The 15,176-nt window shown below is 66.9% G+C and carries 10 protein-coding genes; 8 read left to right on the top strand and 2 right to left on the bottom strand.

The genetic code is table 11. The features are described 5' to 3' along the window. The first annotated feature begins 93 nt into the window (after nt 1-93). The 3 genes from A7D17_RS19305 to A7D17_RS19295 are packed head-to-tail and all read left to right on the top strand — an operon-like array spanning nt 94 to nt 5,270. A complete protein-coding gene (locus A7D17_RS19305; RefSeq protein WP_064510587.1) occupies nt 94-753 on the top strand; it encodes a TetR/AcrR family transcriptional regulator in 660 nt (219 codons plus the stop codon). 14 nt (nt 754-767) lie between these two features. Beyond that, entirely contained in the window at nt 768-2,087 is a 1,320-nt protein-coding gene (locus tag A7D17_RS19300; protein ID WP_064510586.1) for an efflux RND transporter periplasmic adaptor subunit, read from the top strand. 12 nt (nt 2,088-2,099) lie between these two features. Continuing rightward, nucleotides 2,100-5,270 carry a multidrug efflux RND transporter permease subunit gene (locus tag A7D17_RS19295; RefSeq protein ID WP_064510585.1) on the top strand — a complete coding sequence of 1,057 codons (3,171 nt, stop codon included), beginning with the start codon at nt 2,100-2,102 and terminating at the stop codon, nt 5,268-5,270. Nucleotides 5,271-6,237: 967 nt separating this feature from the next. On the opposite strand, the gene A7D17_RS19285 is transcribed toward A7D17_RS19295, so the two are convergent. Continuing rightward, nucleotides 6,238-7,233 carry a LacI family DNA-binding transcriptional regulator gene (locus A7D17_RS19285; protein WP_064510584.1) on the bottom strand — a complete coding sequence of 332 codons (996 nt, stop codon included), beginning with the start codon at nt 7,231-7,233 and terminating at the stop codon, nt 6,238-6,240. 161 nt (nt 7,234-7,394) lie between these two features. On the opposite strand from A7D17_RS19285, the gene ptsP reads away from it, so the two are divergent. The 5 genes from ptsP (at nt 7,395) to A7D17_RS19260 (ending at nt 14,575) form a co-directional block, all read left to right on the top strand. After that, nucleotides 7,395-9,911 (top strand): phosphoenolpyruvate--protein phosphotransferase, encoded by a 2,517-nt coding sequence (gene ptsP / locus A7D17_RS19280; protein ID WP_064510583.1) that lies wholly within the window; start codon nt 7,395-7,397, stop codon nt 9,909-9,911. Next, nucleotides 9,908-10,864 (top strand): 1-phosphofructokinase, encoded by a 957-nt coding sequence (gene pfkB / locus A7D17_RS19275; protein WP_064510582.1) that lies wholly within the window; start codon nt 9,908-9,910, stop codon nt 10,862-10,864. Before ptsP ends, pfkB begins: the two co-directional genes overlap by 4 nt. A gap of 150 nt (nt 10,865-11,014) precedes the next feature. Next, nucleotides 11,015-12,760 (top strand): PTS fructose transporter subunit IIC, encoded by a 1,746-nt coding sequence (locus tag A7D17_RS19270; protein ID WP_064510581.1) that lies wholly within the window; start codon nt 11,015-11,017, stop codon nt 12,758-12,760. Nucleotides 12,761-12,930: 170 nt separating this feature from the next. Further along, nucleotides 12,931-14,208, top strand: a complete 1,278-nt coding sequence (locus tag A7D17_RS19265) for a carbohydrate porin (protein WP_064510580.1) — start codon at nt 12,931-12,933, stop codon at nt 14,206-14,208. A gap of 139 nt (nt 14,209-14,347) precedes the next feature. After that, complete coding sequence (locus tag A7D17_RS19260) at nt 14,348-14,575, top strand: transposase (RefSeq protein ID WP_064510579.1); 228 nt, start codon at nt 14,348-14,350, stop codon at nt 14,573-14,575. A gap of 12 nt (nt 14,576-14,587) precedes the next feature. On the opposite strand, the gene A7D17_RS19255 is transcribed toward A7D17_RS19260, so the two are convergent. Next, complete coding sequence (locus A7D17_RS19255) at nt 14,588-15,019, bottom strand: SRPBCC family protein (RefSeq protein ID WP_064510749.1); 432 nt, start codon at nt 15,017-15,019, stop codon at nt 14,588-14,590. Between the last annotated feature and the right edge of the window lie 157 nt (nt 15,020-15,176).

The following is a 15,176-nucleotide window of genomic DNA, read 5'->3' as shown; positions in this document are numbered from 1 at the left end:
CGGCACAAGGCTTGCCACACAGGGCGTTGTGCAGAGCAAACCGCGATCGTCAAGGCTGTTTAAAAACTAAACTGGACGGTATAGTCTACCGCCATGACCCCTCGTTCCCCCCGTGCTGCCCGGCGTTCGGACTGCGACCGCCGCATCCATGCTGCCGTGCATACCTTGCTTGCCGAGCGCGGAATGCGGCTGAGCATGGACGCGGTGGCCGAGCGCGCGGGATGTTCCAAGCAGACGCTCTACAGCTATTACGGGTGTAAAGAAAACCTGTTGCGCGACGTGCTGCAGGACCATGTGCATCTGGCCACGGTGCCGCTGGGCGCGGTGTCCGGCGATCTGCGCGAGGATCTGCTGGCGTTTGCGCTGGCGCATCTTGACCGCCTCAACAGCCCGGATGTGTTACAGACCTGCCGTTTGGTGGAAGCCGAGTCGCACCGGTTCCCCGATCAATCCCAGCAGATCTTCCACGAGGGCGTGGTCGGCATGCAGCAGCGCCTGGCGCATCGTTTCGAGCAGGCGATGAGCGCCGGGCAGCTGCGCCATGACGATCCGCACTTCATGGCCGAACTGTTGCTGAGCATGATCGTAGGACTGGATTTCGATCGCCAACGCTTCCAGGTTCCCCATCGCGCCGGCCTTGCCGCCAGGCAGCAGTGGGCGCAGTTCGCCGTCGACACCTTTTTGCGGGCGTTTGCCGCGGCCAGCGCCGCGCCCGCGCTGGCCCCGCTCACCCTTCTCACTTCAAGACCCTAACGGAGTTCCTCCTGATGATTGCCCCGCTCCGCACCTTCGGCCTGGCCCTGGCCATCACCGTGGCGCTCGCTGCCTGCAGCAAGCCAGAACAACAGCAGGCGCCGCCGCCGCCGGAGGTCTCGGTGCTGGAAATGAAGCCGCAGACGCTGCCGCTGGAGCGCGACCTGGTGGGCCGCCTGTCGGCGTTCCGCTCGGCCGACGTGCGCGCCCGCGTCGACGGCGTGGTGCTCAAGCGCCTGTACACCGAAGGCACCGACGTCAAGGAAGGCCAGCCGCTGTTCCAGATCGACCCGGAACCGCTGAAGGCCACGCTGCTGCAGGCCCAGGGCCAGCTGGCGGCCGCCGAGGCCACCTATGCCAACGCGCAGATCGCCGCCAAGCGCGCGCGCAGCCTGGCACCACAGCAATATGTGTCGCGCGCCGACATCGACAACGCCGAAGCCACCGAGCGCTCTTCTGGCGCCAGCGTGCAGCAGGCGCGCGGTGCGGTCCAGGCCGCCAGGATCCAGCTCAGCTTCGCCAGCGTCACCTCGCCGATCACCGGTCGCGCCGGGATCCAGCGCGTCACCGAGGGCGCCCTGGTCGGTGCTGGTGAAGCCACCCTGCTGACCACCGTGGACCAGATCGACCCGCTGTACGTGAACTTCGCGATGAGCAGCGAAGAACTGGCCGCGCTGCGTCAGGCGCAGAGCAGCGGCAACGTGCAGCTCAGCGGCGACGGCAAGTCCACCATCAGTGTGGAACTGGGCAACGGCACCCTGTACCCGCACCCCGGCACGCTGGACGTGTCGGCGGTGACGGTGGACCCGAGCACCGGCGCGGTGTCGCTGCGCGCCACCCTGCCCAACCCCGAGCTGGCGTTGCTGCCGGGTGCGTTCGTGACCTTCAAGGCCAGCCTGGGCCAGCGCAACAATGCCTATCTGGTGCCGCAGCAGGCGCTGCAGCGCGATGCAACCGGCGCCTATGCGCTGGTGCTGGGCAAGGACGGCAAGGTGGTACGCAAGAACCTCACCGTGGACGGCCAGCAGAAGGGCCAGTGGATCGTGACCGGCGGTGTGGCACCGGGCGACCAGGTCATCGTCGACGGCGTGCAGAAAGCCAAGGAAGGTCAGCCGGCCAAGGGCGTGCCGTGGGATCCGAACAAGCCGGCCGCCGGCGCGCAGCCCGGTGCACCGGGCGCTGCCCCGGGTGCGGCACCGGCCGCCGGCCAGGCCGGCAAGGCGGAGGGCGCACCTGCGGCCGATACGGCCGATGCCGCTGCCCCGGCCGCGCAGAACCAGCCCAAGCAGGACGCGGCCGCGCAACCGGCCGACTCCCAGTCCAAGCAGCAGTGACGGAACCCGGACATGCCTAAGTTTTTTATCGAACACCCGATCTTTGCCTGGGTGGTGGCGATCCTGATCTCGCTTGCGGGCGTGATCTCGATCCTGAATCTGGGTATCGAGTCGTACCCCACGATCGCCCCGCCGCAGGTCACCGTCACCGCCAACTTCCCCGGTGCCAGTGCCGACACCGCCGAAAAGGCGGTGACGCAGGTCATCGAGCAGCAGCTCACCGGTATCGACCACCTGCTGTACTTCAACTCTTCGTCGGCCTCCAACGGCCGCGTGACCATCACGCTGACCTTCGAAACCGGCACCGACGCGGATATCGCGCAGGTGCAGGTGCAGAACAAGGTGTCGCTGGCCACGCCGCGCCTGCCGTCCGAAGTCACCCAGCAAGGTGTGGTGGTGGCCAAGGCCAACGCCGGCTTCCTGATGGTGGCAGCGCTGCGCTCGGACAACCCGTCGATCGACCGCGATGCGCTCAACGACATCGTCGGTTCGCGCGTGCTCGAGCAGATCTCGCGCGTGCCCGGCGTGGGCAGCACCAACCAGTTCGGCGCCGAGTACGCGATGAACATCTGGTTGAACCCGGAAAAGCTGCAGGGCTACAACCTGTCGGCCACCCAGGTGCTGACCGCGGTGCGCAACCAGAACGTGCAGTTCGCTGCCGGTTCGGTCGGCGCCGACCCCACGCCCGACGGCATCAGCTTCACCGCCACCGTGTCGGCCGAAGGGCGTTTCAGCTCGCCGCAGGAATTTGAAGACATCATCCTGCGCACCGACAACAACGGCGCCACCGTGCGCCTGAAGGACGTGGCGCGCGTCACCGTGGGGCCGAGCAACTACGGCTTCGACACCCAGTACAACGGCAAGCCGACCGGTGCCTTCGGTATCCAGCTGCTGCCGGGCGCCAACGCACTGAACGTGTCTGAAGCGGTCGGGGCCAAGCTCGACGAGCTGCAGCCCACCTTCCCGCAGGGCGTGACCTGGTTTGCACCGTACGAGTCGACCACCTTCGTGCGCATCTCCATCGAGGAAGTGGTGCACACGCTGGTGGAAGCCATCGTGCTGGTGTTCCTGGTGATGCTGCTGTTCCTGCAGAACTTCCGCGCCACGGTCATCCCGACCCTGGTGATCCCGGTGGCGCTGCTGGGCACGTTCTTCGGCATGTACGCCATCGGCTTCACCATCAACCAGCTGACGCTGTTTGCGATGGTGCTGGCGATCGGCATCGTGGTGGACGATGCGATCGTGGTGATCGAGAACGTCGAACGCATCATGAGCGAGGAGCATCTGGAGCCGAAGGCGGCCACGCAGAAGGCGATGACCCAGATCACCGGCGCGGTGGTGGCCATCACCGTGGTGCTGGCGGCGGTGTTCATCCCCTCCTCGCTGCAGCCGGGCGCCTCCGGTGCGATCTACAAGCAGTTCGCGCTGACCATCGCCATGTCGATGGGCTTCTCCGCGTTCCTGGCGCTGACCTTCACCCCGGCGTTGTGCGCCAGCTTCCTCAAGCCCACCCATTCGGACAAGAAGAACTGGGTCTACCGCACCTTCGACAAGTACTACGACAAGTTGGCGCATCGCTATGTCGGCGTGGTGGGTCACACGTTGAAGCGCTCGCCGCCGTGGATGATCGTGTTCGTGGTGCTGGTGGTGCTGTGCGGCTTCCTGTTCACCCGCATGCCGGGCAGCTTCCTGCCGGAAGAAGACCAGGGCTTTGCGGTGGCCATCGTGCAGCTGCCGCCGGGCGCTACCAAGATCCGCACCAACGAAGCGTTTGCGCAGATGCGTGCGGTGCTGGACAAGCAGCCGGCCGTGGAAGGCATGCTGCAGATCGCCGGCTTCAGCTTCCTGGGCTCGGGCGAAAACGTCGGCATGGGCTTCATCCGGCTCAAGCCGTGGGAAGAACGTGACGTCACTGCCGAGCAGTTGATCCAGCAGCTCAATGGCGCCTTCTACGGCATCAAGGGCGCGCAGATCTTCGTGGTCAACCTGCCCACCGTACAGGGCCTTGGCCAGTTCGGCGGCTTCGACATGTGGCTGCAGGACCGCTCCGGCGCAGGCCAGGAAGCCTTGACCCAGGCGCGCAACATCGTGCTGGGCAAGGCAGCGCAAAAGGCCGACACCATGGTGGGCGTGCGTCCGAACGGCCTGGAAAACTCGCCGCAGCTGCAGTTGCATGTGGACCGCGTGCAGGCCCAGTCGATGGGCCTGGAAGTCAGCGACATCTACAGCTCGATCCAGCTGATGCTGGCGCCGGTGTATGTCAACGACTACTTCTCCGAAGGCCGCATCAAGCGCGTCAACATCCGTGCCGACGATCAGTTCCGTACCGGCCCCGAGTCGTTGCGCAACTTCTTCACTCCCAGCAGCACCGCCACCGGTGCCGACGGGCAACCCGGCATGATTCCGCTGAGCAATGTGGTCAAGGCCGAATGGACCTACGCCTCGCCGGCGCTGAACCGCTACAACGGCTATTCGGCGGTGAACATCGTCGGTAATCCGGCGCCCGGCGGCAGCTCCGGCCAGGCGATGAACGCAATGGAAGAGATCGTCAACAACGATCTACCGCCAGGCTTCGGCTTCGACTGGAGCGGCATGTCGTACCAGGAAATCATTGCCGGTAACGCGGCGACGCTGCTGCTGGCGTTGTCGGTGGTGGTGGTGTTCCTGTGCCTGGCCGCACTCTACGAGAGCTGGTCGATTCCGGTGGCGGTGCTGATGGTGGTGCCGATCGGCGTGCTGGGGGCGATCACCTTCTCGATGCTGCGTGGCCTGCCGAACGATCTGTACTTCAAGATCGGCATGATCACGGTGATTGGTCTGGCGGCGAAGAACGCGATCCTGATCGTGGAATTCGCGGTGGAGCAGCGTGCGGCGGGCAAGACCCTGCGCGAGGCGACCCTGGAAGCGGCGCATCTGCGTTTCCGCCCGATCCTGATGACTTCGTTCGCGTTCATCCTGGGCGTGTTGCCGCTGGCCATCTCCACCGGTGCCGGCGCCAACTCGCGTCACTCCATCGGTACCGGCGTGATCGGCGGCATGGTGTTCGCCACCGTGCTCGGCGTGATCTTCATCCCGCTGTTCTTCGTGGTGGTGCGCCGCATGCTGGGCGACAAGCTGGACGAGCAGTCCAAGGAATATCTGGTCGCACAGAACGATTCGGGCACGCACCGCCCGGATCGCTGAGCCAGGCATTCGTTGCAAACCAAAAGCCCCGGCAGTGCCGGGGCTTTTTTTGTGCCTTGACTTGAAGGGCTTGACTGCATCCAGACCAAGCGACGACTCGAAGCGGTTGTCTCTAATAGCGCGGATGGACCAGTTGGAGAGCCTCCAATCGGCGACTTCGTTGCAGGGCCCTTGCCGGCCTACCATCGCGGGACACGCTGCAAGTACGTCCTTGTAAGCTCTTACGCGGCATCCATGCCGCGTAAGGTCCCGCGACGGTAGGCCGGCAAGGACCAATCACGATGGTCGGTGCGCAGAGCTTCCAACAAAGCAATCAGCAAACCGCGCCACGCGGCGTGCTCGCTCTTCAACGAGCGACCAACATCCTGTCTGGTGCGCTGCCCTCGCCGCTTGCGGGCTCGTTGGCGGCATGGATGCCGCCATCGAGCCCCCGGGGACGGGTTCACGGCGTGTCCCGCGAGCGGTGAGGGCGCCGCGCGCTCGACTAATCAGGCTAAGTGAGCGATGACCAGTCACGATGTCCGGCGCGCGAAGCTTTCAATAAAACAGCCAGCAAACTGTCTGGCGGGGCGCCCTCGCCGATTGCGGGACCGTTGGCGGCATGGATGCCGCCATCGAGCCCCCAGGGACGGGTTCACGGCGTGTCCCGCGAGCGGTGAGGGCGCCGCGCGCTCGACTAATCAGGCTAAGTCAGCGATGACCAGTCACGAAGGCCGGTGCGCGAAGCTTTCAGTAAGACAGCCTGCAAACTCTCGACGCGGTGCCCTCGCCGCTCGCGGGCTCGTTGGCGGCATAGATGCCGCCATCGAGCCCCCAGGGACGGGTTCACGGCGTGTCCCGCGAGCGGTGAGGGCGCCGCGCCCTCCACCAAGCCAGGCTTTTGATTTGAAGCCTTTAACCGCATCAAACGAAGTCACAATTCGAACAAGCGTGTTACCCAAAGGTACCAGCGCACCTCCGGTAGCAGTCAGATGCGCGGCATGCGTGCGCCAGTCGACCCACGCACCACGCAACGCCCGGTCATCACCATGCGGCGGATCGGCAGCTGCGGATTACTTAGCCGTTCCAGCAGCAGCGACATCGCCGCACGGCCCATGTCTTCCACCGGTTGCTCGACCACGGTGATGCCCGGTTCGACCAGGTCGGTCCAGCGCTCGTTGTCGAAGCCGGCCAGCGCCAGGTCCTGCGGCAGCCGCAGGCCGGCGGTGCGCGCGGCTTTCAATGCGCCCATCAGCAGCAGACTGTTACTGGTGACGATGGCTTCGGGCCGGCCGTCGCTCGATAGCCACTGCTCCAATTCGGCGATTGCCGCTTCGGCAGTCGGCGCCACTTCGCGGTAGTCCGGTGACAGGCCCTGCGCACGCATCGCAGCCAGATAACCGTCGCGGCGCTCGGCCGCGGTGGTGCTGGTGCTGCCGAACAACCCGCCGATGCGGCGATACCCCTGCGCCTGCAGATGCGCGACCAGCTCGCCCATCGCCGCCGCGTTGTCCAGCACCACGCTGTCGTAGCGGCTGCCGGGCCCGGCGCGGTCCACCAGTACGGTGGGGTAATCCAGGGCCAGCTCGTGCATCCGCCCAACCGTCACCCGGGTCGGCGCGAAGATCAGGCCGGTGATGCGTTCTTCCTGCATCAGCTCCAGATACAGCGCCTCGCGCTCGGGGTCTTCATCGGTATTGCAAAGAGTGACGCGCATACCGGCACGGTAAGCGACCTCTTCCACCGCCCGGATCAAGGCAGTGAAGTACGGGTTGCGGATGTCGGCGACGATCACGCCCAGGATGCCGGACTGCTGCGATCGCAGCCGCCGCGCCATCAGGTTGGGGCGGTAACCGGTCTGACGCACGGCGGCCTCGACCTTGGCACGCACTTCCTCGCTCACCGGGCCGGTACCCAGCGCGCGCGAGACCGTGGACTTGGACACACCGGCCACGCGGGCCACGTCATTGATGCTGATACTCACTGGGACCGTTCCCGCTCCATTTGCGCACCTGACCCAGGCGCCGTGTCTACTCAGATGCTAACCCGAAAGCACTACAAGGATTTTGTGCACTGCACATTGACCTGGATCGTGGGAACGTTCCCACTATACTTCCCAGCCTGATCCCCTAATCGGAGCCCGCCTTGTCTTCTCCGTCGCCCGCCCCCGTCACTCCCGAGCTCATCCGTCTGCGTGCGCAGGCCCGCGACAAGGACGATGCCATCGCCCAGGCTGCGCAATTGCTGGTCGCCGCCGGCTGCGTGGCGCCCGGTTACGACGCCAGCATGCGACGCCGCGAAGGCCTGGCGAACACCTTTCTGGGCCATGGCCTGGCGATCCCGCACGGGGTCGGCGAAGACCGCCACCTGGTGCGCCGCGACGGGATCGCGGTGTTGCAGCTGCCCGAGGGCGTGGAGTGGAATCCCGGCCAGACCACCCGGCTGGTGGTTGGCATCGCCGCCCAGTCCGACACCCATATCACCCTGCTGCGCCGGCTGACCCGGTTGATCCAGGACCCGGCGCAGCTGGAAGCGCTGTTCACCACCGACGACCCCGGCGTGATCGTGGCCGCGCTCACCGGCGACCGCGCGCCCGACACCAGCGCCGCGCCAGCCACCGATCTGGCCGAAACCTTCGAGTGGACCATCGCCTACCCCAGCGGCCTGCACGCCCGCCCGGCCACCCGCTGGGCCGAGACCGCGCGCGGCTTCTCGGCGCGCGCGCAGGTGCGGGCCGGCGACCAGGCTGCCGATGCCAAGAGCCTGGTCGGCCTGCTGCAGCTGGGCCTGCGTGCCGGCGACAGCATCACCGTCTCGGCCGAAGGCACCGATGCCGCCGCGCTGCTCAAGCGCCTGCGCGCAGTGATGGACAGCCTGACCGCACAGGAAAAAGCCGATGCCGAACGCGCCGCGCAACGTCGCGCCGCCCCGGTGGTGGGCTGGACGCCGCCGCAGGCGCAGCCGGCCATCGTCGGCATCGGCGCCAGCCCGGGCGTGGCGATCGGCATCGTGCACCGGCTGCGCGCGGCGCAGACCGAGGTGGCCGATCAACCGGTCGGCCTGGGCGACGGTGGCGCGCTGCTGCACGACGCGCTGACCCGCACCCGCCAACAGTTGGCGGCGATCCAGGACGACACCCAGCGCCGGCTCGGCACCTCGGACGCGGCCATCTTCAAGGCCCAGGCCGAGCTGCTCAACGATACCGATCTGATCACCCGCACCTGCCAGCTGATGGTCGAAGGCCACGGCGTGGCATGGTCGTGGCATCAGGCGGTGGAACAGATCGCCTCGGGCCTGGCGGCGCTGGGCAACCCGGTGCTGGCCGGCCGTGCGGCCGACCTGCGCGATGTCGGCCGCCGCGTGCTGGCCCAGCTCGACCCGTCTGCGGCGGGCGCCGGCCTCACCGACCTGCCCGACCAGCCCTGCATCCTGCTGGCCAGCGACCTGTCGCCGTCGGATACCGCCAACCTGGACACCGCACGCGTGTTTGGCCTGGCCACCGCGCAGGGCGGCCCGACCTCGCACACCGCGATCCTGTCGCGCACCCTGGGCCTGCCGGCGCTGGTCGCGGCCGGCGGCCAACTCATGGATATCGAAGACGGCGTCACCGCGATCATCGATGGCAGCAGCGGCCGGCTCTATCTCAATCCATCCGAGCAGGATCTGGACGCCGCGCGCACCCATATCGCCGAACAACAGGCCATCCGCGAGCGCGAAGCCGCGCAGCGCGCCTTGCCGGCCGAAACCACCGACGGCCACCACATCGACATCGGCGCCAACGTCAACCTGCCCGACCAGGTGGCGATGGCGCTGACCCAGGGCGCCGAAGGCGTCGGCCTGATGCGCACCGAATTCCTGTTCCTGGAAAGCGGCAGCACGCCCAGCGAAGACGAGCAGTACGCGACCTACCGCGCGATGGCGCAGGCACTGGACGGCCGCCCGCTGATCGTGCGTGCGCTGGACATCGGCGGCGACAAGCAGGTGGCGCATCTGGAACTGCCGCACGAGGAAAACCCGTTCCTGGGCGTGCGCGGCGCGCGCCTGCTGTTGCGTCGGCCCGACCTGCTGGAGCCGCAGCTGCGGGCGCTGTACCGCGCGGCCAAGGACGGTGCACGGCTGTCGATCATGTTCCCGATGATCACCTCGGTGCCGGAGCTGATCGCCTTGCGCGAGATCTGCGCACGCCTCCGCGCCGAGCTGGACGCGCCGGAGGTTCCGATCGGCATCATGATCGAGGTGCCGGCCGCCGCCGCGCAGGCCGACGTGCTGGCGCGCCATGCGGACTTCTTCTCGATCGGCACCAACGACCTCACCCAGTACGTACTGGCGATCGACCGCCAGAACCCGGAGCTGGCCGCCGAGGCCGACAGCCTGCATCCGGCCGTGCTGCGCATGATCCGCAGCACGATTGAAGGGGCGCGCAAGCACGACCGCTGGGTCGGCGTGTGCGGCGGTCTGGCCGGCGACCCGTTCGGTGCCAGCCTGCTGGCCGGCCTGGGCGTGCAGGAACTGTCGATGACGCCCAACGACATCCCCTCGGTGAAAGCGCGCCTGCGCGCGTCGTCGATCGACCAGTTGCGGCAGTTGGCAGAACAGGCGCTGGACTGCGAAACCGCCGAACAGGTGCGCGCACTGGAAGCGCAGCGCGGGGACGTGGCATGAGCCTGCAGGCCATTACCGTCACGCTGAACCCGGCGATCGACCAGACCATCCGGCTCGACAGCCTGCAGCCCGGCGCAGTGCATCGCGCCAGCAGCGTGCGCAACGATGCCGGCGGCAAGGGCATTAACGTGGCGGCGTGCCTGGCCGATTGGGGCACCGATGTGGCCGCACTCGGCGTGCTCGGCGGCGGCAATGCCGGCGTGTTCGAAGCGCTGTTCCGCGAGCGCGGCATCGTCGACCACTGCCAGCGCGTGGCCGGGGAAACCCGCACCAATCTCAAACTGGTGGAAGCGCGCAGCAACGACACCACCGACATCAACCTGCCCGGCCTGCAACTGACCAGCGCGCATCTGCAAGGCGTGGCCGATCAACTCGCCCCGCTGCTGCGCCCCGGCCTGCCGGTGGTGCTGTCCGGCAGCCTGCCTGCCGGCCTGCCCGACGACAGCTGGGCGCAGTTGCAGGCCCAGGCCGGCGCCGCCGGTGCACGCGTCTTGCTCGATACCAGCGGCGCGCCGCTGGTGGCCGCACTGAACTGCGCGCGCGACGCGTTGCCTTATGCGGTCAAGCCGAACCGCCACGAACTGGAAGCCTGGACCGGCCGCCCGCTCACCGATCGCGCCGCGCTCAGCGCCGCTGCGCACGAACTGCTCGCGCGCGGCATCCAGCTGGTGGTGATTTCGATGGGCACCGACGGCGCGTTGTTCGTGCAGCGCGACCAGCGACTGATCGCGCGTCCGCCACGGCTGGCGCACGGCAGCAGCGTTGGCGCAGGCGATGCGATGGTGGCCGGCCTGGCCGCCGCGCTGCTGGATGCGGCCACCGATCTGGAGCAGTGCGCACGGCTGGCCACGGCGTTTTCGATGTGCCGGCTGGAGAGCGGCGACGCGCGCCGGATCACGGCCGATGGCGTGCGCCGCGCCGCACGCCAGGTCGTGATCGAGATGCTGTCGTGAGCCTCTGTTTGCCGCCGCCGCGCTCCAAGGGCATGTCCACGCCTGGTGCCACGCGTCTGCGCAACCCCGGCCTGCCACACCCGCGCGCTTAAGCCTCGCCTATCCCCCCGCCGGCCACACCGGCGACCGCAATACAGCAGGAGTTTTGCCATGTCCTCTTCCATCGTGGTCATCGCCGCCGGCGAACGCAGCACCGAGGCCGTCCTGGCGGCCGAAGCGCTGCGCCGCGCGGCCACCGCCGCCGGGCGTAGCGTGACGATCGAAATCCGCAGCGACCAGGGCGTACTTGGCGCCTTGCCCGCCGAACTGGCCACTGGCGCGTCCCAGGTGCTGGTGATCGGCGATGACGACGCCGACACCGGCCGCTTCGGCGACGCGCAAGTGCTGCGTCTGAGCCTGGGCGCGGTGCTGGACGACCCGGCCGCCGCCGTTGGCCAGCTCGCCGTCACCTCCAGCGCTGACGCTGCGTCCGCTGCGGACGGTGTGTCTTCCAATGCCAGCAAGCGCATCGTCGCGATCACCTCCTGCCCTACCGGCATCGCGCACACCTTCATGGCCGCCGAAGGCCTGCAGCAGGCTGCCAAGAAGCTTGGCCATCAAATGCGCGTGGAAACGCAGGGCTCGGTGGGCGCGCAGGACGCATTGACCGACGAGGAAATCCGCGCGGCCGATGTGGTCATCATCGCGGCCGACCGCGAAGTGGACCTGGCCCGTTTCGCCGGCAAGCGCGTGCTCAAGAGCGGCACCAAGCCGGCCATCAACGACGGGCCGGCCCTGATCAACAAGGCGCTGGCCGAGGCCGGCGTGCACGGCGGCGCGGCGCCGGCCACCGGCACCGCCGCCAGCACGACCGCAAGCAAGGGCAACGGCCGCACCGGCGCCTACAAGCACCTGATGACCGGCGTGTCGTTCATGCTGCCCTTCGTCACTGCCGGCGGCCTGTTGATCGCCCTGGCCTTCGCGCTCGGCGGCATCTATGCCGGCGACGACGCGCACCAGGGCACGCTGGCCTGGTCGCTGTTCCAGATCGGCGCCAAGGCCGGCTTCACCCTGATGGTGCCCGCGCTGGCCGGCTATATCGCCTACTCCATCGCCGACCGCCCCGGCATCGCGCCGGGCATGATCGGCGGGCTGGTCGCGGCCAATCTCAATGCGGGTTTCCTCGGCGGCATCATTGCCGGCTTCATCGCCGGCTACGGCGTGGCCGCGCTCAACCGCTACATCAAGCTGCCGCGCACCCTGGAAGGGCTCAAGCCGGTGCTGATCCTGCCGGTGCTGGGCACCCTGCTGGTCGGCCTGGCGATGATGTACGTGTTCGGCCAACCGGTGGCCGACCTGCTGGCCTGGCTCACCGCCTGGCTGCGCGGCATGCAGGGCAGCAGCGCGTTGCTGCTGGGCCTGCTGCTCGGCGGCATGATGGCCTTCGACATGGGCGGGCCGGTCAACAAGGCCGCCTATGCGTTCTCCACCGGCCTGATCGCCAGCCAGGTCTACACCCCGATGGCGGCCGCCATGGTGGCCGGCATGACCCCGCCGCTTGGCATCGCGCTGGCCACCTGGGTGTTCCGCAACCGCTTCACCGTCGAAGAACGCGGCTCGGCCACCGCTGCCGGCGTGCTCGGGCTGGCCTTCGTCACCGAGGGTGCCATCCCGTATGCCGCCCGCGACCCGCTGCGCACCATCCCGGCGCTGGTGATCGGCTCGGCCGTGGCCGGTGCGATCTCGATGTCGGTCGGCGCCGAACTGAAGGCCCCGCACGGCGGCATCTTCGTGCTGCTGATCCCCAACGCCGTCACCCATCTGGCGATGTATGTGCTGGCGCTGCTCGCCGGCGTGGCGGTCACCGCGATTGCCCTGCGCGTGCTCAAGAAGCCGGTAGCCGACGTCGTCGCCTGACGCCGGCACCTGCGGTGGCCGATGGCCGCCGCACCCGACGCGCCGGACGCGCGTCGCCCCTGATCGATCACCGCTGCGCCGCGTGCCGATGTGCGCCGCCAGCGGCTTGCCCACCCACGTACTGTCGCGTCCGCCACCTTGGCCACGCCCTCTCTGTTCGGAGTCCCGCCATGACTGCCCTGCCCTCCCGCCGCGCCCATCCCCGCCTGCTGTGCCTGTCGCTCGCGCTGGCGATCGCCCCACTCGCCCAGGCGCAGGACGCCGCCGATGCCTTCAAGCTCAAGCTCGGCTACACCGGCGAAGCCGCCTCGATGATCGACGGCGGCCGTAAGAGTGGCGACGCCTACGCCGGCCAGCTGATGGTCGGCACCGATGTCGACATGGACCGCCTGTTCGGCTGGGGCGGCGCCACCGTCAAGCTGTACGTTTCCAACCGCCACGGCACCAACCTGGCCAACAGCAGCATCGGCAACAGCACCTCGGTGCAGGAGATCTACGGCGGCCAGGGCACGCGTCTGGCCAACTTCACCCTGCTGCAAAAACTCTTCAACGACCGCCTGGAACTGGAAGCCGGCCGCAGCGTGGCCAACATCCACTTCCTTGGCTCGGACCTGTGCCAGTACTTCCAGGGCAACTCGGCCTGCGGCAACCCCACCTTCGTGTTCCGCACCAGCAATTTCACCTACTGGCCGGTCTCCAGCTGGGCCGCGCACGCCACCGCCTGGGTCACGCCCAAGGTCTATGTGCATGTCGGCGCGTATGAAGTGAACCCGGTGCAGGCCCAGGACGGCCAGCACGGCCTGAAGTGGAGCACCGACGACACCACCGGCGTGGTGGTGCCGTATGCCATCGGCTACAAGAACAAGGGCGGCGACGGCACCCTGGCGGCGATGTACGAACTCGGCGGCTGGCAGGACAACTCCGACTACACCGACCCGCTGCGCGACCGTAACGGCAACCCCGCCGTGCTCAGCGGGCTGGGCTATGAAAACAAGCAGGGGCGCTCGGGCCTGTTCGGCCGCTTCGAGCAGCAGGTCACCAACCCCGACCCGTCCGGCACCCAGGGCCTGACCGTATTCGCCGCCATCCTCAAGAGCACCGGCGGCCAAGCCATCGAAGATCATTTCGTGCAACTGGGCCTGGTGCAGAAAGGCACCTTCGCCAGCCGCCCGCAGGACAACATTGCGTTTGTGATCACCCAGCAGAAATACAGCGACGAGGCGATCGAAAACCTGCGCCTGGCCCGCGCCTCGGCCGGCGGCACCGGCACCCCGGCCGACAACCAGATCATGATGGAGCTCAGCTACGGCATCCAGGTCACCAAGCGCCTGCGCATCGCCCCGAACCTGCATTACGTGATCAACCCCGACCAGTTCAACGAGCCCACCCGCACAAACGATCTGAAGAACGCCCTGATCGCGGGCATGCGCATCGATTGGAATCTGTGACCCGTGGAGAAGCTGCGCGCGTTGCGCGCATGCTTGGGGGGCACCACTGCCTGAAGTGAGTGGCGGGTGCGTTGCATCTGACTGCAGTGCAACGCATTCGAAAACTAGCACCCTGAGCTGATTTTCAGTGGGTCATTACATGATCGAGCGGCACCGGGAAGGCGTCGCGGCGTACTACAGGCCAGAGAACAAGGTCAGCTTTGGCCTGGTGGAGGGCCTCAACCACAAGATCCCGGTCATGCAGCGCAGCACCTACGGCTATCGCGACGAGGATTTCCTCAAGCTCAAGATCATCGCCAGCTTCCCGCACGCGTTAACCGAAAACGCCAAGTTGAACCACCGTGATCCGCGAAGACCTGAATTTTAGGCCAACTTTCGATCACGACATATTGCCCTCAACAAGTTCTTTCAAATACGAAAACACGTCAGGCCCATCATCTCCGCCAGATGACTTATTTGGCGGGGAAGGACGAGGGTCTTCCTGACGCACAAGCAAAGAGCAGCTTCCGACACTCTCGGTCAGCTCATAGGTCATGAAGAAGTAGTGCTCTGGAATGTCCTGTAGGTCGGGGCGCGGGAAGAACAATGAGTACTTAAGGCGCGACTCCGGTAAGAACTCAAGAACCGTGCCTTTCTGCTCAAAGACTTGCCCATTCCATTCGTTCCGAAAAATAATTGGGGTCCCTACTTCCCACGTGGTCAGCAGGTCGGAGCCGTACTGCCATTGCTTGACTAGCTCAGGCACGGTCAACGCCTTCCAGACTTTACTGGCAGGCGCAAGAATCTTTACGATTGAATCGGACGTTCTCATCTGCATACCCCGAAGATGTTTGGTGTTCGTCTAAGGATGGTCTGATCAACGCCATCGGAGGATGAGGTAAGCCGCATCGGTCGCGCCAATGACGCTCAGGCCTGCGGTTTTTGGCCGTTTCCGGCGCATGTGCGCGGTGTTGCCCCTGCTACAGGCA

Source organism: Xanthomonas floridensis (genome assembly GCF_001642575.1).
GTDB classification, from domain to species: domain Bacteria; phylum Pseudomonadota; class Gammaproteobacteria; order Xanthomonadales; family Xanthomonadaceae; genus Xanthomonas; species Xanthomonas floridensis.
Note: the sequence above shows the minus strand (reverse complement) of the source record. Positions and strands in the feature narration are given on the sequence as shown.